Below are 21,271 nucleotides of genomic sequence, written 5' to 3'. Positions count from 1 at the left end.
GCTACTCGTGGTAAAATACATGAGAAGTTAATATATTAAAGTGAGGGATCATCATGGCGCTTGATGTAATAGGAGATATCCACGGTTGTTACGAAGAATTAAGTGCACTTATCAAGAAGCTAGGTTACAAAAAGATGCACGGGCATTACAAACATAAAGATCAGCGAAAACTTGCATTTGTTGGTGATTTAACAGATCGAGGTCCCGCTTCTCTCAAAGTGATTGAGCTTGTTTACCAACTCGTCATTGTCGATAAAGTAGCAATCTATGTCCCCGGAAACCACTGCAACAAATTGTACCGGTATTTCCTCGGAAATAATGTAGAGATTAAGCACGGACTAGAAACAACCGTTGCTGAATATTTAAAACAAGACCAAGAAGAGCAACAGATCATTAGAAATAAGTTTATGACATTATATGAGGAAGCACCACTTTACTACCATGATCAAACTCTAAATGTCGTCATCAGCCACGCCGGAATTTTAGATAGTATGATTGGCCAAAATAATAGTCATGTAAAAGCTTTTGTACTCTATGGGCCTAAATCAAAAGAGTATCATCCAGACGGTCGTCCCGTTCGTATTGATTGGACACCATATCATAAGGGACACACCCTTGTTATATATGGTCATACCCCTGTGCTTAAACCGTATAAATCGAATAGTACGATAAACATCGACCTCGGCTGTGTTTTTGGTAATAAACTTATGGCTATTCAAATACCTGAACAGACGGAAGTTAGTGTCCCTTCTAAACAGCCTTATCAACCAGAACGATTCACCGATTTTAAAACGTGAAAATAGCCAATGAGATTTAAATCTCGTTGGCTATTTTTCAAGACATTAAATCATTTAGGAAGTATGGTTTTGATCTCAGGCAAATCTTCCGGCCATGGTGCCATGATACGAATAAATTCTTCTGTATACGGATGCTGAAAAGATAAGTGATAGCAATGTAGCGCTTGACGCTTACTATCAACCTTACGACCACCATAGAGGGTATCCCCTAATAAAGGGTGATTTAAATGACTAAAATGCACCCGAATTTGATGCGTGCGTCCCGTTTTTAATACAATATCCACTAAACTCCTATTTGGTTGTTCCTCTATCACGCGATAATGTGTCTCCGCATACTTTCCTTCTTCCGATACACATCTTTCAATAATTGAGCCTGGCTTTCGCGCAATAGGGGCACGAATGATTCCTGACTTATTCTTAAGTATACCTTCAACGAGTGCAAGGTACTTACGTTCTATTTGCATCGTTCGAAAATACCCATGAGCGAGTTGGTGTTTAGCAATCAGTACAAGACCAGACGTATCTTTATCTAGCCTTGTGACAATATGCGCCGTGTAGGGCAACTGATGTTGATCATAATAATGAATCAATCCATGAGCTAATGTTGGTTCACTGTTACCAATCTTAGGCATGACGGCTAATCCTGCAGGTTTACAAACGACCAGTAAAAAGTCATCCTCATAAAGGATATCTAAAGGCATATCGACAGGATAGAGACTTTCTGCTCGACTTTCTTCCGGCAAATAGACATCTAAAACATCACCAGTTTTTAGCGGGTGACGGACATTGACAACCGACTCGTTCACATGGAGTTTTCCACCATGAAATTTAATTTTCTTCAGTGTCTGTCTGGAAATGTTTTTTTCCAACAACAGATAATCACGAACATTGTAACCATCTTTTTCTACTACAAATCGTATCATTTTACTAGCCTACCGTTCATCAGAGATAAATGAATCATGGACACGTTTCCAGAAAGGAAATGGGCGGAAACGCGCAAATTTTATTTTTTCTTTCGCCACATTAAATTCAAGCAGTTCCACATGATCAACTGATTTTGTAATATGATCAATAGTCATGATAAAACTTTGCGCTTCATTCACCGGCCTAAATTGAACCAAGTGGTGACTCGGGAAAATAAGTGGCGAACCGATTGTTCGATACACTCGGTTGTTAATCGATGACATCTCAGTTAATTGCATCGTAGATAGTGAAGGGTGAATGATTGCACCGCCCAATGCTTTATTATAAGCGGTACTACCTGATGGCGTCGACATGCATAAACCATCCCCTCTAAAACGCTCAAATAACTCTCCGTTAATGTCAATATCCATGACGACAGAACCTTCAATCTTTCTTACTGTCGCTTCATTTAACGCTAAATATCGCTCATAACCTTGAATGTGTTTCTTAAATACTTTTACTTCCAACAACGGATATTCTGCGATATCAAAAGTCTCTTTTGATATTTCTATGACCAATTTCTCAATTTCATCAGGCAACCAATCTGCATAAAAACCTAAATGCCCGGTATGCACACCGATAAAAGCGGTCTCTTTTAAACGATGGAAGTACTGGTGTACAGCATGTAAAAATGTGCCATCTCCTCCCACAGTAATAACTAAATCTGGACTTTCTTCATCCATAATAAAATCAAAATCACTCAAAAACTGATCAAGGATGGTTTTGATTGCATTGGACTTAGCATCACCTTTAGATGTCACAACAAAACGTTTCATCTGTGCTCCCCCACTTCCTTTACTTGCGGACGTATTTGATTAAAAATCCACTGCGCCTCTTGAACTTCATCTTTTATTTTTGCCATTTCTTCGTCTAATTGAAAAGCGGCTTCTGCTGCTCTTTTAAGTCTTTTTTGGATATCCGCCGGTATTTGACCTTTATACTTATAGTTGAGTGAATGCTCATTTGTAGCCCAAAAATTCATCGCAAGTGTCCGAATTTGAATTTCTGCAGTGACATATTTCTTCCCGTGAATCGTTTGTACTGGGTACTTTATGATGACATGATAAGAACGGTAGCCACTTTCCTTTTTGTGTTGTATGTAATCTTTCTCTTCAATAATATCAAAGTCGTCCCGTTTTCTTAACAACTCAACAATGGTATAGATATCATCTACAAACTGACAGACCACCCTTACTCCCGCAATATCTTGTAAGACGTCTTCTATTTCATCGTCGTGTAATTTTTTCCGTCTAGCCTTATCTAACATACTTTGTACAGGTTTCACTCTTCCAGTCACTAATTCTATTGGTGAGTGTTTATTTTCAATTTCAAATTGCTTTCTCATCCCTCTTAATTTCACTTTTAGCTCATCCACTACTTGAGTATATGGAACAAGTGTCTGATACCAATTTAATTCTTCTGTCATGCCCATCACCTCTTCTACAGTATCTCTACCCTTATTGTACCATATTCCATATATTCAAGCTGTAAATCTCGACAGATCGAAAAATATTACTTATACTTAAAAAAAAGCACAAAGGGATGACACGATGCAGGAATTAGAAATTGAACGAAAAAATTTACTAACAAAAAAAGAATATGATTTACTCGTTAAGGAGCTTGGATTAGCTGAAGTAACACCTGTAACACAGGTTAATCATTATTTCGAAACGCCTGACTTTCAATTAAAAGCACACGGGGCTGCGCTGCGCATACGTGAAAAAAACAAGACCTTTACCCTTACATTAAAACAACCGCAGGGTGATGCACTCTTAGAAACACATGCAACGCTTACCCACCAAGAAGCTACACATTTAATCGAGAATCAAGGACAATTAAAAAAACCCATCATTGATGCGCTTGAATCGCTGGGCGTTGATCTAACACAACTAACATTTGGTGGCACACTAAAAACACATCGATTAGAAATTAAACAAGATCATGTGCTACTTGTACTAGATGAGAGCCATTACTTAACTTATATTGATTATGAATTAGAAATTGAAGGGCCAACAGTCGCGATTACTGAAGAGCGATTAGAAAATTTACTAAGCCACTTCTCAATTAGTAAAAAGCCGACACCGAATAAAATTGCCCGCTTTTATGCTGCACTAGAAGAAAAAAACGCGCATGCATAATCATATCAGTTGCCTATCTTTCATTGAGACTGATACAATAAGGTTATTAAACCGTTGCGTTTAGTTAGAACACGAGAGGAAAGGAGAATCGATGTGAGCGTAAACCACACTGGGCCTAAGCTTAACCATACTCAACCGAAAGAGGCACAGTATAGCTTCTTTGATCTCTTAAAGAAACCCATTGAAATATATATGTTTACTGACCCACTTTGCCCAGAGGCTTGGTCACTTGATCCGATTATTCGTAAACTACAATTAGAATACGGTCGTTTTTTCACAATTAGACCCATTCTTACCGGTAAGTGGTCTTATATATATCAAGACGATTTACAAACACCAAAAAAATTAAAAGCACAGTGGGAAAAAACAGCCTGTGTAACAGGTATATGTTGTGATGGTGATTTATGGATTGAAAACCCCGTTAGTTACCCAATCAACGTATCAATTGCCATTAAAACCGCTGAATTACAAGGCATAAAAGCAGGTCGACGCTATTTAAGGCATGTACAGGAGAAATTATTTCTCTACAAAATGGATATCTCCACTGATGACGAATTGATTCAGATTGCCCGAGAAGTCCAGCTAGATATCGAAGAATTTAAACGTGATTTACATTCAGATACAGCTAAAAAAGCATTAAGTTGTGACCTGAAGTTAACGAAAGAAATGGATGTTGATCATACACCTTCACTTGTTTTCTTTAACGAAGATGATGAAGATGAAGGGTTAAAACTATCAGGTGCTTACCCTTATGAAATCTATGTCAAAGTCCTTAAACAACTACTAGAACATGATGTTTATCCGATGGAAAAACCGTCGTTACTTGAATTTATTCATTATTTTAAATTTGTAAGTTCTCTTGAAGTCGCTATTATTTTTGATTGGTCTGTTGAGAGGGCATGTAAAGAAATGAAAAAACTTAAACTCCAGCGCATTGTCGAACATGTACCAGTAAAGCACGGTATGTACTGGCGCTATATTGATAATTAAGACGAACGCCCCTGGCATAAAGTGTACTTTATGCCAGGGGCGTTTTTTGTCGATTCATCTTCTTTAGACAGCTGCAAAAGAAAACTTAAATGCCTTATCAACGATGAAAAAATTATAACTGACATCGCAAAGATGCTCGATTAACCTCTAAAATAGCGTATAAAAAAACGCACACTATGTGTGCGTATGATGCCATGACAATCGTCATGGGGGGATGGGAGAAAGTTTTAGATCAAACAAAGGGGTTTTGTTTGTTAAACATCTCACAAACTACTATATCAACCATTACTTCGTTGTGCAAGCGTTTCTGTTACTTGTCACAAAATTGTCATACTTCTCTTCCCTCTTCATATGATAGCATATACGAGGGAAAGGAGGTCAAACAGTCATGGTCTTGATGATTTTGTTATGCCTCTTACTTTTCACCTTGTTTTTTTACTTTATCAGTTTACTACACATCTTCCCCATAATTATTACCCTACCCATTTTCTTTATTCATAGTTTTGTCATCTTTCTATATTTAAGTCACAAAAGAGGGCGTCAATGGTTTCACTAACCATATCCGACTTTTTTATATAATAATTGAAGGCGAAAAAAAACAACATACAGCTAGCAGTACAGTATGCGAATGACAAAGAGTCCAAAGAAGATATTAATTAAGAAGATTAAAAGCATTGAAAAGCTCCGCTGACTTCTCGTCCAAAAAAGGCGAGGGATAGCGGAGCTTTTCTTATCGATTAGTTTGCTAATTATAATGAAGATTTTTCTACCTTTTCTAACAACTGTTCAAAAGCATCCAGTTTTTCCTCAAATACTTCTAATGCCCGTAAAATAGGTGCTTTTTGCGTCATATCAACACCAGCTTGTTTTAACACATCAATCGGTTCGAGAGAACTACCTGCTTTTAAGAAATTTAAATAACGCTTAACAGCCGGTTCTCCTTCTTTTAAGATCTGGTCGGCCAATGTTTGAGCTGCACTATACCCAGTCGCATACTGGTAGACATAATAGTTATAATAAAAGTGAGGGATCCGAGCCCACTCTTTAGCTATGTAGTCATCATAAACGACCTCATCACCAAAGTATTTGCGATTTAATTGATCGTATTCCTTAGACAAACGTTCGGCTGTTAACACTTCGCCTTGTTGGTCCAACGTATGAATTAAATGTTCAAATTCACTAAACATAGTTTGTCTAAAGACCGTGCCTCTAAAGCCTTCTAAAAAGTGATTAAGCAAGTATAATTGCTGTTTTAAATCATCTGTCTCTTGCAACATATACTCATTAAGTAGTGCTTCGTTACAAGTAGAAGCAACTTCCGCAACAAAAATAGAATAATCTCCGTAGCGATAAGGTTGATTTTCTCTCGTATAATAACTATGCAATGAATGGCCAAATTCATGAGCTAACGTGAAAACATTATTTAAATTGTCTTGCCAATTCATTAACACATACGGATTTGTCCCGTAAGCACCAGAAGAATACGCGCCACTTCGCTTTCCTTTATTCTCATAGACATCGACCCAACGATGATTGAAACCTTCTTTTAATCGCGCCACATACTCTTCTCCCATCGGTTGAAGAGCTTGAATAATGAGTTGTTGAGCATCTTTATAGCTGTACGTTGTTTCTACATCAGACACGAGAGGAGTATATAAATCATACATATGCACCTCATCTAACTTCAACACACGTTTACGTAAACGCACATATCGGTGCAATAAATCAAGTCGTTCATTGACTGCCTCAACAAGTTGATCATAAACAGTTTCTGGAATGTGATTGGCATGTAAGGCTCTTTCTCTTGCTGAATTAAAATGTCTTATCTTGGCATAGACATTATCTTTTTTCACTTGGTTACTAAGTGTGGCACTAAATGTATTAATAAACTTGCCGTAAGTCTCATACATCGCTGTATAAGCGTCTTTTCTTACTTGTTGACTCTCAGACTCTAAAAAGTTAATATAGCGCCCATGCGTCAATTCAACCGCTTCACCGTCTTCATTGATTACTTCAGGAAATGTTAAATCTGCATTGTTTAACATACCAAACGTTTGACTAGCACCATTTGTCACTTCGCTCATTGCGGCTAATAATTTTTCCTCTTCTTCTTTTAGCGTGTGCGGACGCTTTTTGTTTATATCATATAATACCTTTCGGTACCCTTCTAACCCTTGATGATTGTCAATAAAGTAAGCTAGCCTAGTTTCTTCAATCGTTAGTATTTCAGGTACAATAAAGCTGGTCTCACTGATTGTTTTTGTTAATAACATTTGCGCTTTTTGATTTAACTCTTGGTAAAGTGCGTTTGTAGTATCTTGGTCATAACGCATGTGCGCATATGTATACAGTTTACCTAGGCGTTCCGATACCTCATCGTCAAACACCAATAACTGGTACAAGTGTTCCGGTGACTCATTAAGCGTTCCCTTAAACTGACTAAATGTCTTGATTTCTTCGGTCAATGCTTGCCGCTCTTTTTCCCACATCTCGTCCGTTGGAAAAATATCTTCTAGACGCCATGTGTCTTGTTCTTGTTGCTGATCTCTTGTTATTAGTTTATGACTCATCGATTTTCACTCCTTTAATTTCTATCTTATTTTACTATTATAACAAACTTGTCTAGAATTATTCGAGCGAGAACGACCGAAACACCAAAAGAAAAAACAGACCAAGAAAAGGTCTGTTTTAATATTAAAGTGTAAATAAATGTTTGATTTCTGTCAAACCATCTTCTTCAAAGATTGGTTTGCCGTATTCTAAAATCATCGCAATCGATTGTTTCGATTTTGTCGCATACTCTTCAATTTTACTATTTAATCCATCTTGTGCCATATCATCTAAATGAACATCATCAAACGTGTAAATCATAAGATATTTATCATTATAGTGATATATAGCATGGTCTATGAATTCAGCCTCTATGTCATGGCTAAGCGAAATAACGTCCTCAAAATCTTTAAAACTTACGAGATATGGCAACGTTTGATACTCTTCTTGATCGTGAGGATCTTGGTTCGATTGTTCTTCCGAACGATCTTGATCAAGTAAACTTTCAATTTTTTCTTGTATCTGATCTTGTGACACAATCTGATCAACTGGCACTTCAAGATTTTGACCATCTTTCGACATCTGCGCTTTAGTCACAGTAATTTCTAAACCCTTTTCAAGGGCTTGAACTTGAATCCATAATGGCCCTTCAATTTCAAAATCTTCCTCAATGTGATCAGCTTCCTCCATCACCTGCCAGAAGAGCTGCTCACTACGTTCTCTGTTATACCAAATTTCTTCACGGTTAAAACCTCGATCTTCGATGTCCATGTACGTAATATAAAATTTAATCGTATTGTCGTTAATTCTTTCTATTTTCATTATCTCTTCTCTCCCTTCTGAAAAGGTGTTGGTAAAAACATGTCTATATATTACCATACCCGAAAAAAAACTAACATAAGCTTGTTGATTTTACTTATTGAATATCTATTCTATCGCATTTTTACTACATTGTCACCCGATACACACAAAAAACAAGACGCACCAACAAAAAGGTAGCGTCTTGTTAAAACCCTTGATTAATTAACCATTTTTTGTGCTTCACGTAATTGGAACGTTCTTACTTTTCGTGGTAAGAATCGTCTAATTTCATCTTCATTATAACCTACTTGAAGACGCTTTTCATCCAATATAATCGGACGACGTAAAATACCAGGATGATCTTTAATGACATCAATAAGATCCTTTAATGGCATTTGATCAATGTCAACATCAAGTTTTTGAAAAACTTTTGAACGCGTAGAAATAATTTCGTCCGTACCATCTTCTGTCATTCGTAATATCGCCTTAATTTCATCTACAGATAAGTTATCCGAGAAAATATTGCGCTCTTGGTAAGGAATATCATGTTCTTCTAACCATGCTTTTGCTTTACGACAAGAGGTACAGCTTGGTGAGATATATAGTGTTACCATCAACCATCACTCCTCAAATTTATATATTGTCAATCATGTACGTTACAACTACCATTAGATTAAAATCATTATAATCTATCCTCTTGTTTCTAGTATACAATAAAATAACAAGGGTTGGATAGGTTTTTTCCTCACTTTACATGAAAATTACACAAAACCATGTATATTAAATGTATACTGGTATATCTATTCCCAACAATGTGAGCTGTTAAACATATTTTTTTATATACTTTCTTAACCTTTTCTTATTATAAAGGTTTTAGTTGAGAATAGCAAGAAAATATCTTGAATTCAAGGTAAAATGTTTTTTCGGCCATTTTTACTTCTTATAGTTAAACACCTTGTCCATCTAACTGAACAAGGTGTTTGTATTATTTTAAATCCTCAAGTATATTCGGTTTTTTCACATCATCATAGGACAAAACCTCATCTGCCTTTTGATAACTTTTTCCATATATTTCAGCATCTTTGTAAGTATGAATATGTTCATACATATGACGCATTTGCTTATAGATACCTTCTTCATCTTGATTGGACGGTGACCAAAAGAGGATTTCAAGTGGTGCATCTTCGTTTGTCGCAAGTGAACGACGATTGTAGCCAATGGAAGAGGCATGTGTAAAGCCTTCACGCTTGTAAAAATGCAGCCGTTTTTTCGTATCTGTGTCTGAATAATCTACAGGTTCTACTTCTAAAATAATCGGTTTTTGTTTCTCTTTTAATTTATTAATTAACCGCCGACCCACACCTTTTCCTCTTGTATGTCCCGCAACATAAAGGTAATCAATAAAAATGAATTCATCGAACTCTGCATACATCATCACGTGATCATCGGACTCATCTTTATAATAAACATCTCCGCGTTCCTTTAATAAAGTCTCCATATGATCTTTTGATTTCATTTCATGTACTGGAAAATAATCATTTAGTTTTTCAAACCAATCCATAAAAACATCCCCTCTCTACTATGCTTTTGTATTATAACAAAAGCTTTCTCATTTAAAAAATACAGTTTCATTTGATATACCCCGATTAAACGTGAAATATTCACAATGGCAGCAAAAAAGCTCCCTTTCACTTAAGAAAGTAGAGCTTTTCTTTGAATTGCTATTAATTACTTAAAATGACGTTTGACTATAACCGTCTAGTTAAGTGGTGTATAGTCAACACCCTCAGTATAAACGTTGCCTGAATTCCATAACAAGAATTCATCAATACCGTTTTCATTTAGCGCACGAATTTGATCTTCTACTTCTTTTTTACCATAAATAAAAGTAGCACCACTATATAACCAAGGGGCTGAGAAGTCCTGAATCCACGGGCGTGATGTCGGCTGATGATCTAACTGCGCTAATACCTCATTTTCTACCTTACTGTATTCAACGGTTAGGCGATAAGGCTCTTTATCTGGTACAGGAATATCAAAATAGTTATTCGTCCAGTGACTCGGATAAATCATCGATGATATGACATCTACGTGTTCAGAAATTCGACTGAAATTTTGACCAATACCTGGTGTTTCTTCCACCGTCGCTGCATAACCGAAAATATCAACAGAGACATCGACACCATAATCGGCTAATTCATCTTTCGCATACTCTACAAAGTTTGTGACAGCTTCCACACGTTTTTTCACATTATCAAGTTCATGGTTTTCATAATCACCTTGTGAGTATGTTAATTGATCATCCCGACGCTCAAACCCTTCAGGGAACCGCACATAATCAAACTGGATTTCCATAAAGCCCATTTCAACCGCATATTTAGCAATAGCCACATTATACTCCCAAACTTCTTTCATGAACGGGTTAACGAATGCTTCTTGACGATTATTTTTCCATACTTGATTGCCATCTTTAAATGATAAGTCTGGTCGCTTTGTTGCTAGTACAGTATCTTTAAACACAACAATCCGTGCAATCGGATAAATCTCATTTTCTTCTAGAACGGCCATCATTTCTTTTGGATCATTTATATAGTTTTTCGCAATATCGTAAAATGGTGAAGACTCATCCGGTTTAAATGTCAGGTTACCGTGGTCATCCTTCACATCAATAACCATCGCATTTAATTCTGTTTCATTAAGTAAGTTAACAAGCGTCTCAAAACGGCTTCCTCCAGCAGAATGACCAGTTAAATAAATCCCCCGAACAGCATCAGGATAGTTAAATGTATAACCAGAATCAAAACGAAAACGTTTTAAACCAGCTTGCTTGATCGATAAATCGAGCTTAATTGAACGCTTTTCACTAAAGCTTACTGCTAATTGTTCCGAGTCTTCTGCAGCCACTGCATGCCCCATAAACGTCAATGATACTAGTGCACTTAACATTAATACGACAAACCATTTTAATTGTTTCATTATGTATTACCCCCGTATTTTTATTGCTTCTACTCTTTATTCTAGCTGATTCATCTATGAAATGAAACCATTCTTTAAAAATGTTGTAAAAAAAAGTCTAAAGTCTTAGAAATTTTATGCTACTAATCAAATAATGCGTCTACCTGATAAGATAGACGCATTGTTTTCTTTCCTTAATAGTATAAAAACCTAACCATTAGTTGTTTAATCTGTTTAATTTTTAGCTTCAATTAACTTTATAATCGACTTCGCTGCTATGACTTTTCCTTCACTAACAACAACATCATCAATGACGAGCCCTGGCGTTTTAAGTACGCCTAACTTTGCTATTTCACCATAATCTTCGACTTTTTCTAATGTTGCGTCGATACTTAATTCTTTCACAGCTTGTTCAGTATTCTCCATAAGTTTTTTACAGTTTTTACACCCTGGACCTAAGATTTTAATGTGCATCATGTCATTCTCCTTTAATTAATTTATTATATGACCCTATCGCTTATTTTATAAAGCGATGAGGTGAACATGTCTAACTACTCCCACAGCTCAAGCCGTGGTCTTCCTTTGACGAAATTGTTTAAAATGTTAAATAGTTAAATAAATAACCGATGATAATAATGCCTACAAACATAATGGTAACAAAAGCAACCATTAACCTTCCCTTCACTACCTTGCTTAGCATAATAAGTGATGGGAGTGATAATGCAACCACCGACATCATAAAACTTATTACCGTTCCAGCCCCTACTCCTTTTTGTATCAACGCTTCAGCAATGGGTAATGTTCCAAAAATATCAGCATAGATTGGCATGCCAATTAATGTCGCAATAACAACTGAAAATGGATTATCTTCGCCTAATAAAGCAGATATATAACTTTCCGGAATCCAGTTATGAATAAGTGCACCGATTAAGACCCCGCCTAACACATATAACCACACGCGTAAAAAGATTTCCTTTACTTGTTGAAGTGAAAAGTCAAACCGATCTTTCACCGTCAACTCTTCTAACGGTTTATCACGTGTCGTTTCATAGCGCATCACATCTTTACCTAAATTAAAGCGATCAATAATAAATCCTCCAACGACTGCAAGGATGAGTCCTACAATAACGTAAATAGTTGAGAATTTTAAACCAAAGAAACTCATCAACATAATAAATGATGCTAAATCCACCATGGGGGATGAGATAAGGAAACTAAACGTCACCCCAACTGGTAATCCGCTCGATGTAAAACCAATAAATATAGGAATACTCGAACAACTACAAAAAGGCGTTAAAGTACCTAGTAGTGCCCCAGTTATATAACCAAAGAAGCCTTTCACATTTCCCATCAGACGTTTTGTGCGTTCTGGTGGAAAGTAACTTTGAATATAAGAAATAATAAATATAACAACTGTAAGTAAAATAAATATTTTAATCGTGTCATAAATGAAGAAGTGTAAGCTTTCTCCGATGCGCGATGACATTTCTAAGCCAAAAATATTTTCAACCAATAATTCGACTAACTGATATAACCAATCCATTTTAAATAAATGGTTATTTATAAATTGAAAAAAACTCATTTCTTTTCATTCTCCTCGCGCATAAGTAATGTTAGCAATACTTGTACTGTATGTGTATCATTTAACTGATAAACGGTGTATTTCCCTATCTTTTCTTTTTTCACGACATCTCCACGCTCTAGAAGTTTAAGATGGTGGCTTAATGTTGAGTTAGCAACACCTAATGCATCCACCATTTCACATAAACACGCGGGCGCTTGTGTTAAAAAACTTATGAGTTTAAGACGCGTTTCGTCGCCAAACGCCTTAAATACTTCTGCGTAAAGTATACGATCACTATCATTTAAGACCTTCGGTAAAAAATTTAAACCGTTCTGGAACGTCGTATCTAACACGTGCTGATTTCTAATGACATGTTGTTCTTTCATTTACTCATCCCCTCTTTCACTTGTAAATATAACATCATGCGGATGATAACGCAACTACTTTTTTAGTTTTATAGTTTTTTAAACTCTTCTTTTTTATCGTCTTAGAGCGAGAAGACACCTTCCTCAAGAGGCTTTAACAGATGTTGAGCAAATAGGTTTGCGGCGGTTGGAAAGTAGAAAAACCTATGCTTAGTTGAACGAGCATGGGTCCCCTTTAGGGTGCCCTTATGGAATCCCCCACCTAACATTCGTGAGAATGTTAGGTGGGGGTAGTTCAATCACAATGATTTTTCTGTTATTTTCTTTTTAGCGTTCTTATGCTATAATTTTCTTATAAAACAGCATCTAAACAATGTCATGATGAAGTTGGGATATTATCATAAGAATCTAGAGCGAGTCTGAATGGTGAAAGCAGATGTTTCGGGATAATATTATGGGAACTTTTGAACATGTATAACGAAAGTTATACCGTATTTCTGGCGTTAACAGAGAAAGTGATCTCATGCATTAGAGGTAACAAGGGTGGTACCGCGGTTTATCCGTCCCTTGGACTGATAGGCATGTTTTTTTATGGGTATTTTTAAAAAGAAGGGTGAAGATATTATGAAAACTATTTTCTCAGGCATTCAACCGAGTGGCACGCTCACACTAGGTAATTACTTAGGGGCAATGAAGCAATTTGTCGAATTACAGGAAGACTATGACTGTTATTTTTGTATTGTCGATCAGCACGCCATCACTGTTCCACAAGACCGCTTAAAATTGCGTGAAAACATTCGTTCACTCGCAGCGCTTTACCTTGCAAGTGGTATTGATCAAAACAAAGCAACACTGTTTATCCAATCAGAAGTTCCGGCACACACACAACTCGGTTGGATTATGCAAACTCAAAGTTATATTGGTGAACTAGAGCGCATGACACAGTTTAAAGATAAATCAGCAGGTAAAGAGGGTGTCTCATCTGCATTGCTCACATACCCACCATTAATGGCTGCAGATATTCTACTTTATAATACCAACCTTGTACCAGTTGGTAATGATCAAAAGCAACACCTAGAACTCACACGCGATTTAGCCGAGCGTTTTAACCGAAAATTTAATGATGTTTTTACCGTACCTGAAGTCAAAATATCAGAAGTCGGTGCGCGAATTATGTCACTTCAAGAACCAACAAAGAAAATGAGTAAATCTGATGAGAACCAAAAGGCAACTGTTTATATGTTAGATGATCCTAAAAAAATCATTAAGAAGATTAAAAGTGCTGTCACCGATTCTGATGGGATCGTACGTTATGATCCGATAGAGAAACCAGGTGTGTCTAACTTATTAACCATTCTCTCAAGCGCAACAAACACACCGATTAAAACATTGGAAGCTGACTATGTCGGTGTTGGTTATGGTCAATTTAAACAAGACGTCGCAGATGCGGTCGTTAACGTATTGGAACCTATTCAACAACGCTATCAAGAGATTATCGATTCTGAAGAACTGGATGTTATTCTTGATAAAGGTCGTGACGCTGCTAGTATCGTTGCAAATAAAACACTAGCAAAAGCAAAAAAAGCCATGGGTCTTGGTCGTGTAGTAAAACGTAAGAAATAATATACACAAAATAAAGACACCTCTTCTTTTATAAATACAGAAGGTGTGTCTTTTTTGTATAGATATGTGCTGAGCTTTGTTGAACGTCTCTTGCAATATTAGTAGTGCATATAGTTTTCTATCGTTTCATCCGTAATTGCTTCAAAATAAAGCTCTTGATAACAAGCGTCAAGGGGCAGCATATTTTTGATTAGTTCATGATGTGCTTTTGTAAAACCACAGGCAATTGTTTTTAAGAATATCTGGTAGCCACGTTCTACCGGACGATTGATAAGTCGATAATAGACGGTCATAAAATAATCAATCGCTTGATATTGTTTGTTTTTCTCTAACTGTTCAAACATCGACATCAATAAATACTTTAATTCACGTTCTTGTCTCGTTAAACCTATAAGTTGCTGATTGGTTAAAGTATACGGGGTATGTTTTGGTTTGACCACTTTTAATTCACCGTCACATATAGGTAGTGTCTCTGAAATTTTTAACACTTGTTGTTCTTTGATTGGCGTAAGTCGCGATTTAAGCAGTGGAAAATCATAACCTAATGTGTCAATGGCGAGAATAGATTGTTTATCCGTTAAGACAGCACAATAATCATAGCGATGATGATGCTTCATGCTCTTTTGATGCATTTTCAGAAAAAACGTTTGAGGTAAACCTGATAACGTGGATTCAATCATTGAAAAAGTCTCTTTTTCTAGACACAGAATCGGTACCGTTTGATAAGTATCAATAAAATCCCTCTTACGCCATTCATAAAATGGGCAAATGGATAACGTTTCTGTTTCCGTTTCGAACCAATTCACTTTAACATGATGAATACAAGACATCGCTTTATTCCTCCCTTTGACAGTTAGTATCGACAACTTGGAGGTTTTTAATCAATGAAGTAATGTTCTAATCGTTTTATACCAATAAATACAAAGCATACACCGACAACAAATAATTGGCAGGATGTTTGTTTAGTGATAAACGACACATACGTCATGAGATTAAATGGTTGTGGCATGACATTTAAATATAAAATAGCCATCACACCCGCTTGAACCATTAGACCAAAGCCTACTAAGAAAAAAAACACCGTCATGACCCCTTTTTTATTTTTGGCGAGAATAGCAACAAATAGAGAAATCCATCAAGCACTGCTCATTTATTTAACCTTATTTTAGTTTATGTTCAGGTTATGACTCTATGCAAAAGAGCGCCACCTGGCAATGATCCGATAAGTTCGTTTCGACTTTACAGATCAGGTGCCATATGGCGCAGTTAGTGATAATTTATATCAATTTAATTTTAATAAATATTTACTGTTGATATTGTTTAAAGACTAAGCACGCATTATGTCCACCAAAACCTAATGAATTACTCAAAGCATACGTAACAGTATGGTCTCGTTTTACGTTCGCAACATAATCAAGGTCACATTCTGGGTCTGGAGTTTCCAAGTTAATCGTTGGTGGGACAACTTGGTCGGTAATTACCTTAATTGACGCTATCGCTTCAACAGCACCTGCGGCACCAAGTAGATGACCCGTCATCGATTTTGTCGACGAGATAAGCAACGCTTTACTATGTTCCTTAAATACACCTTTAATTGCTTCTGTTTCAAACTTATCATTTAATGGTGTGCTTGTACCGTGAGCATTAATATAGTGAATATCTTCTGGTGTAATACCAGCGTCATTTATTGCTTGAAGCATTGCCCGACCAGCCCCTTCACCATGAGGTGCTGGAGCCGTAATGTGATAAGCATCTGCTGTTGCACCGTAACCGACAATTTCAGCATAGATTTTAGCCCCACGTTTTTCGGCATGCTCTAAGGATTCTAACACCAAGATCCCAGCACCCTCGCCAATAACAAAACCATCACGATTTTGGTCAAATGGACGACTGGCTGTCTTTGGATCTGGATTTGAAGATAAAGCTTTTGCACTCGCAAATCCAGCGACTGCCAAGTTAGTAATCGGTGCTTCTGCACCTCCTGTAACCATAACATCACTATCTCCACGTTCAATGACCTTAAACGCATCACCAATCGAGTTCGTGCCCGTTGCACAAGCCGTTACCGTACACGAGTTAATACCTTTCGCCCCTAAATGGATTGAAATTTGGCCTGCCGCCATATCTGGAATAAGCATAGGTACTAAGAAAGGACTAACACGGCGATAGCCTTTATCCATAAATTTATGAAACTGCTCTTCATATGTTGTTAAACCACCAATACCAGAACCTACCCAAACACCAACGCGTTCAGCATTCGTTTCGTCTATCGATAATTGTGCATCCTCTACAGCCATCTTTGCTGCAGCTAATGCATATTGAGTAAACAAATCCATCCGCTTCGCGTCTTTTTTATCCATATATTGTGTTGGATCAAAATCTTTTAATTCAGCACCTACTTTGGAGGGAAAATCATCTGGGTTTACTTTCGTTAGTGGTCCAACACCACTTACACCAGCAAGTAAATTCGACCATAATACTTCAATCGTTGAGCCAATAGGTGTTACAGCACCCATACCAGTTACTACTACACGTTGTTTTGTCATTGATTACTTCACCCTTTACGTAAATAATATATAGTATAAATTATAAGGACTTATCTTTTTCATTACTTAAAAAATGTCAACTTAGGTTAACGCTATTGCCAGGTTTTATTCACCTTTTCCATAAGTCAATAAGACCGCTCCCCAAGTTAATCCGCCACCGAATCCCACTAAGACAACATTATCTCCAGGTGTAATTTTATTATTCTTTACCTCTTCTGACAAAGCAATTGGTATAGAGGCTGCTGAAGTATTGCCATATTTATTGATTGAATAAGCCATTTTTTCTTTCGGTATATCAAGACGCATCCGCGCTGCTTCCATAATGCGGACATTCGCTTGATGCGGCACAAGAAAGTCTACATCATCTTTCGTTAGCCCAGCTTTTAATACGACATTTTCACTTGATTCTGGCATTTGACGTACCGCAAATTTAAAAACTTCACGACCATTCATCCGTATCAGTTCATTCTCTTGATAAAGAGCCGTATCTCCCGTACCATCGGCACCGAGTTCAAATGATTTAATGCCATACCCATCTGCAACAGGTCCCATCACACATGCCCCAGCACCATCACCAAAGAGTACACACGTATTGCGGTCTGTCCAATCAGTTATTTTAGATAACTTCTCTGCACCTACGACAAGTACTTTTTTATATTCCGCATTCTCAATGAATTGTTGCGCTGTAATCATGCCATACATAAACCCGGCACATGCAGCACCAACGTCCATTGCTGCCGCTTTTTTAGCGCCTAGACGATTTTGCAACTGACAAGCCACCGATGGAAACGCCATGTCTCCAGTAATGGTTGCAACTAATATCAACTCAAGCTCATGCCCTTGAATCCCTGCATCAGCAAGTGCACGCACACTTGCTTCATAAGCTAAATCAGATGTCTCCTCATCATCTCCCGCAATGTGTCGTGTTTCAATGCCTGTGCGTGATTGAATCCATTCATCTGATGTATCCACTATTTTTTCTAAATCTAGATTTGTCATGACCCGTTTCGGCACGTAATGCCCTACCCCTAAAATACCTGCTGCCATATTTATTAACTCCTCGCTTGCTTTTATAATCAAATATTAAGACTTGGTACTAATATATAAAAAAATCATCATTAAATCAAGTCTTTTCCTCATATTCTCGCGATTCTTTTTCGTTTATCTAAAGATAATCGACTTGAAACATTTCAATTTCTTAAAAAATTTGCTAGAATGAATGAGTTGTAACTTAATATTAAATAATGAGGTGAGCACATGCGCGTTGTCATTTTAATCGTCTGGTCATTTTTCATATCGGTTCTCCTTGGTTATGTTTTATCCAGCATGGCAGGCGGTTCATTTGAATGGTGGCCCGTCCTTATACTAACAGCTGTATTTACGCTTGTCGGTTTCTTTATTGGAGAAAATTATATCGAAGAGTAATAATTCTCATAATCATAGTGAAAGGCCAAAGCCACATTGGCTTTGGCCTAGTTGATTAAAACAATAAGCCGATGGCTGTCAGAGCAGCTAGCGGTAATAGAAACGGTGTAAATGGATTTTGTTGGTATGGATAATATGGTGGTCTGCCGTAAGGAGGTCTGCCGTAGGGTGGACGACCGTAAGGTGGGCGACCGTAAGGTGGGCGACCGTAAGGTGGGCGGTGTGGTAATGGCCACGGCTGATATTGAGGTGGACGATTGCTTCGGTCCCACATACTTTGGTTTGCCTCATCCGTCAGAATTAATTGTACATACTGATCATCTACTGAGGCAATATACCCTTGTATCCTTTCACCTTCATTCGTCTCAACCCATACATAACGATTAATATATGGATGCAACTCATTTTTAGAATAGTAATGCATATTTCTTCACTCCTTTCCTATAAGCTAGGATATGGTGTAGAAGAAAACATGTGACAAGATATGGAGGAAAAAATATGTCATTTATTACTTTAGTGTTGTTTTATTTGTTTTTTGGTTTTGTCCAAGGTTTTACTGAGCCTATCCCGATTTCATCGAGTGGCCACTTAGTCATTTTTCAAGATTTATTTAATTTGAAGATGGAAAGTTTAACTTTTGAGGTATTAGTTAATTTTGCTTCATTACTTGCGGTGCTTTTAATTTATCGAAACGATATCATCCGTTTAGCTACTAATGGTCTTAGTTTTGTTTTTTCAAAAGCTAAAAAAACACCAGCCATGAAACAAGATTTTATGTTTATTGTTTATTTAATCATTGCGACCATCCCAGCAGGAATTATCGGTATTTTATTTGAAGATCTAATTGCTGAAACATTTGCCGGCGCAAAAATGGTTGGTATCACGCTTATTATTACAGGTATTGCGTTATTTATTATCCGAAACCTTAAAGGGCAAAAATCAGACCGTGAACTTTCTTTAAAAGATGCCATTATTGTAGGACTTAGTCAGTCTGTTGCACTTATACCTGGGATTAGCCGTTCAGGCGCAACGATTGTTGCAGCTATGCTACTTGGGATGAAACAAGAAACTGCCCTGCGTTTTTCGTTCTTATTGTACATACCAGTCTCTCTAGGTACGTTCTTATTGAAAGTATCAGATATCTTCGATGCTGGTTCCAGTGCGCTTGTTATTCCATATACTGTCGCTTTTATTACAGCGCTTATCGCTACGTATTTCTCATTGCGTTGGTTCATGAACATTATGGAACGAGGTAACTTGATTTATTTCTCTATCTATTGTCTTGTTGTTGGAACATTCGCCTTTCTTATTCTTTAATATCTTAAGCATGGACTTGTTGTGAATATGATATAGAGGAGGCACTTCGTATGGGTAACTTACCAATTAAACATCTAAATGCCACTACAGCTAAATACTTTGCCTCACCAGATTATACGTTAGAGCTTTCAAGAGATCAATTCTTATTTAGGCAAGGCGACCCCGCAACGGACCTTTACCTGATTAAAACTGGACAAGTGTTAATTACTAAAACAACAGCAGATGGCAGGGAATTATCGTTACGCTTCTTAGGACCGGGTGACTTGATTGGTGAAGTGCTTGTGATTGATTCAACGATTCAATATCTCGTTGATGCGAAAGTGATCGAAGATGTGACGCTTTTAGTATTCCGGCAAGATGCATTAAAACAAACATTAAAGACAGATGCTGAGGCATTGCTTGACTTATTAAACTATACTCAACTGATGTACCGAAAAGATCAAACGAAGTTTAGAGACCTTGTCCTTCACGGTAAAAAAGGTGCCCTTTATTCGACGTTGATTCGTTTAAGCAACAGTTATGGCAAGCAAACGACTGAAGGTATCATCATTACTAAAAACTTCACAAACCAAGCGCTTGCAAACTTTTGCGCAACCTCTCGTGAGTCGGTTAATCGTTTGTTGAATGATTTAAAAAAACAACATATCATTAGTTATCATGACCAGCACATTATCATCCATGATCTAAATTATTTAAAGGAAGCCATTAATTGTGATCAATGTCCTATTGTGCTTTGCACTATTAATTAACATGCGAAAAAGAGAAGCCGTAAAAGCTTCTCTTTTTTTGTCCACATAGCGCCAAACGAATGTCGCTGATTATGTTTGTTTCAATCAATCCGGAATACCTAAGGCGATTTTTGCGTAACGCGACATCCGGTCTTTACTCCATGGTGGTGACCAGACAATATTAACTTCTGTTTCTTTTACTTCTGGTAAATCCATCAAAGCCCGCTTCACATCAGCTTCAATATGCCCTGCAAGTGGACATCCCATCGCTGTTAACGTCATAGTAACAATGGCTGTACCCTCATCATTTAAATCAACACCATATACGAGACCTAAGTTGACAATATCAATGCCTAACTCAGGGTCAATTACATTCTCTAATGCACCAATTAAATTTTCTTGTAATGCTTCATCCATATTTAACACCCCTCCATCTTTTTTAACATTTAGTTTTAAAAACCTATTCTTAGTATAAACAATTTCAAGAGAAAGTTAAATGATTTTCATTT

The 21,271-nt window shown here is 37.1% G+C and carries 24 protein-coding genes and 1 other annotated feature; of the genes, 7 read left to right on the top strand and 17 right to left on the bottom strand.

The window, feature by feature from the left end; translation table 11 throughout:
• Window positions 1–53: 53 nt before the first annotated feature.
• Window positions 54–797 (top strand): bis(5'-nucleosyl)-tetraphosphatase PrpE, encoded by a 744-nt coding sequence (prpE, locus tag BM163_RS07005; RefSeq protein ID WP_089801595.1) that lies wholly within the window; start codon window positions 54–56, stop codon window positions 795–797.
• 50 nt (window positions 798–847) lie between these two features.
• Here the strand turns inward: prpE and BM163_RS07000 are convergent, their stop codons facing one another.
• From BM163_RS07000 to yjbM, 3 genes are read right to left on the bottom strand one after another with little or no spacing between them, the layout of a single operon-like run.
• Window positions 848–1,720, bottom strand: a complete 873-nt coding sequence (locus BM163_RS07000; protein ID WP_089801593.1) for an RluA family pseudouridine synthase — start codon at window positions 1,718–1,720, stop codon at window positions 848–850.
• 9 nt (window positions 1,721–1,729) lie between these two features.
• Entirely contained in the window at window positions 1,730–2,536 is an 807-nt protein-coding gene (locus BM163_RS06995) for an NAD kinase (protein WP_089801591.1), read from the bottom strand.
• Window positions 2,533–3,186, bottom strand: coding sequence for a GTP diphosphokinase (gene yjbM / locus BM163_RS06990; RefSeq protein WP_089801589.1), 654 nt, complete (start codon window positions 3,184–3,186; stop codon window positions 2,533–2,535). Before yjbM ends, BM163_RS06995 begins: the two co-directional genes overlap by 4 nt.
• Window positions 3,187–3,310: 124 nt before the next feature.
• Between yjbM and BM163_RS06985 the strand changes: the two genes are divergently transcribed.
• Complete coding sequence (locus tag BM163_RS06985) at window positions 3,311–3,898, top strand: CYTH domain-containing protein (RefSeq protein WP_089801587.1); 588 nt, start codon at window positions 3,311–3,313, stop codon at window positions 3,896–3,898.
• Window positions 3,899–3,991: 93 nt separating this feature from the next.
• The gene (locus BM163_RS06980; RefSeq protein WP_229675527.1) at window positions 3,992–4,888 is read left to right on the top strand and encodes a ClpXP adapter SpxH family protein; all 897 of its coding nucleotides are present in this window, start codon (window positions 3,992–3,994) and stop codon (window positions 4,886–4,888) included.
• 749 nt (window positions 4,889–5,637) lie between these two features.
• Here the strand turns inward: BM163_RS06980 and pepF are convergent.
• The 8 genes from pepF to BM163_RS06940 form a co-directional block, all read right to left on the bottom strand.
• The gene (gene pepF / locus BM163_RS06975) at window positions 5,638–7,458 is read right to left on the bottom strand and encodes an oligoendopeptidase F (protein ID WP_089801585.1); all 1,821 of its coding nucleotides are present in this window, start codon (window positions 7,456–7,458) and stop codon (window positions 5,638–5,640) included.
• 124 nt (window positions 7,459–7,582) lie between these two features.
• Window positions 7,583–8,260, bottom strand: a complete 678-nt coding sequence (mecA, locus tag BM163_RS06970) for an adaptor protein MecA (protein ID WP_089801584.1) — start codon at window positions 8,258–8,260, stop codon at window positions 7,583–7,585.
• Between the two features lie 197 nt (window positions 8,261–8,457).
• Window positions 8,458–8,853, bottom strand: a complete 396-nt coding sequence (gene spxA, locus BM163_RS06965) for a transcriptional regulator SpxA (RefSeq protein ID WP_089801581.1) — start codon at window positions 8,851–8,853, stop codon at window positions 8,458–8,460.
• Window positions 8,854–9,224: 371 nt separating this feature from the next.
• The gene (locus tag BM163_RS06960; protein ID WP_089801579.1) at window positions 9,225–9,800 is read right to left on the bottom strand and encodes a GNAT family N-acetyltransferase; all 576 of its coding nucleotides are present in this window, start codon (window positions 9,798–9,800) and stop codon (window positions 9,225–9,227) included.
• Window positions 9,801–9,997: 197 nt separating this feature from the next.
• Window positions 9,998–11,215, bottom strand: coding sequence for a putative glycoside hydrolase (locus BM163_RS06955; RefSeq protein WP_089801577.1), 1,218 nt, complete (start codon window positions 11,213–11,215; stop codon window positions 9,998–10,000).
• Window positions 11,216–11,428: 213 nt separating this feature from the next.
• A complete protein-coding gene (locus tag BM163_RS06950; RefSeq protein ID WP_089801575.1) occupies window positions 11,429–11,668 on the bottom strand; it encodes a thioredoxin family protein in 240 nt (79 codons plus the stop codon).
• A gap of 121 nt (window positions 11,669–11,789) precedes the next feature.
• Window positions 11,790–12,776 (bottom strand): permease, encoded by a 987-nt coding sequence (locus BM163_RS06945; protein ID WP_089801574.1) that lies wholly within the window; start codon window positions 12,774–12,776, stop codon window positions 11,790–11,792.
• The gene (locus BM163_RS06940; protein WP_089801572.1) at window positions 12,773–13,144 is read right to left on the bottom strand and encodes an ArsR/SmtB family transcription factor; all 372 of its coding nucleotides are present in this window, start codon (window positions 13,142–13,144) and stop codon (window positions 12,773–12,775) included. Before BM163_RS06940 ends, BM163_RS06945 begins: the two co-directional genes overlap by 4 nt.
• A gap of 348 nt (window positions 13,145–13,492) precedes the next feature.
• Window positions 13,493–13,694 (top strand) — a binding site (T-box leader).
• Between the two features lie 53 nt (window positions 13,695–13,747).
• Between BM163_RS06940 and trpS the strand changes: the two genes are divergently transcribed.
• Window positions 13,748–14,746, top strand: coding sequence for a tryptophan--tRNA ligase (trpS, locus tag BM163_RS06935; RefSeq protein WP_089801569.1), 999 nt, complete (start codon window positions 13,748–13,750; stop codon window positions 14,744–14,746).
• A gap of 98 nt (window positions 14,747–14,844) precedes the next feature.
• On the opposite strand, the gene BM163_RS06930 is transcribed toward trpS, so the two are convergent.
• From BM163_RS06930 to BM163_RS06915, 4 genes are all read right to left on the bottom strand, one after another.
• Window positions 14,845–15,576: a DUF3603 family protein gene (locus tag BM163_RS06930; protein WP_089801567.1), complete on the bottom strand. Its 732-nt coding sequence runs from the start codon at window positions 15,574–15,576 to the stop codon at window positions 14,845–14,847.
• Between the two features lie 47 nt (window positions 15,577–15,623).
• Window positions 15,624–15,827 (bottom strand): YuzI family membrane protein, encoded by a 204-nt coding sequence (locus BM163_RS06925; protein WP_229675526.1) that lies wholly within the window; start codon window positions 15,825–15,827, stop codon window positions 15,624–15,626.
• A gap of 223 nt (window positions 15,828–16,050) precedes the next feature.
• Window positions 16,051–17,292: a beta-ketoacyl-ACP synthase II gene (fabF, locus tag BM163_RS06920; protein WP_089801562.1), complete on the bottom strand. Its 1,242-nt coding sequence runs from the start codon at window positions 17,290–17,292 to the stop codon at window positions 16,051–16,053.
• A gap of 105 nt (window positions 17,293–17,397) precedes the next feature.
• A complete protein-coding gene (locus tag BM163_RS06915) occupies window positions 17,398–18,339 on the bottom strand; it encodes a beta-ketoacyl-ACP synthase III (protein WP_089801560.1) in 942 nt (313 codons plus the stop codon).
• Window positions 18,340–18,549: 210 nt separating this feature from the next.
• On the opposite strand from BM163_RS06915, the gene BM163_RS06910 reads away from it, so the two are divergent.
• Window positions 18,550–18,717, top strand: coding sequence for a DUF2929 family protein (locus BM163_RS06910; RefSeq protein ID WP_089801558.1), 168 nt, complete (start codon window positions 18,550–18,552; stop codon window positions 18,715–18,717).
• Between the two features lie 55 nt (window positions 18,718–18,772).
• On the opposite strand, the gene BM163_RS06905 is transcribed toward BM163_RS06910, so the two are convergent.
• A complete protein-coding gene (locus BM163_RS06905) occupies window positions 18,773–19,141 on the bottom strand; it encodes an LSm family protein (protein WP_089801556.1) in 369 nt (122 codons plus the stop codon).
• Window positions 19,142–19,215: 74 nt separating this feature from the next.
• Here BM163_RS06905 and BM163_RS06900 point away from each other — a divergent pair, with 74 nt between their 5' ends.
• Window positions 19,216–20,034, top strand: a complete 819-nt coding sequence (locus tag BM163_RS06900; protein WP_089801554.1) for an undecaprenyl-diphosphate phosphatase — start codon at window positions 19,216–19,218, stop codon at window positions 20,032–20,034.
• Window positions 20,035–20,084: 50 nt separating this feature from the next.
• A complete protein-coding gene (locus BM163_RS06895) occupies window positions 20,085–20,783 on the top strand; it encodes a Crp/Fnr family transcriptional regulator (RefSeq protein ID WP_089801551.1) in 699 nt (232 codons plus the stop codon).
• 84 nt (window positions 20,784–20,867) lie between these two features.
• Here the strand turns inward: BM163_RS06895 and BM163_RS06890 are convergent, their stop codons facing one another.
• A complete protein-coding gene (locus BM163_RS06890; RefSeq protein WP_089801549.1) occupies window positions 20,868–21,179 on the bottom strand; it encodes a metal-sulfur cluster assembly factor in 312 nt (103 codons plus the stop codon).
• Window positions 21,180–21,271: the final 92 nt, after the last annotated feature.

It is taken from the genome of Halolactibacillus alkaliphilus, from assembly GCF_900115465.1.
Classification (GTDB): Bacteria; Bacillota; Bacilli; order Bacillales; family Amphibacillaceae; genus Halolactibacillus; species Halolactibacillus alkaliphilus.
The sequence above is the reverse complement of the archived record's forward strand: the minus strand, read 5'-3'. Positions and strand labels throughout refer to the sequence as shown.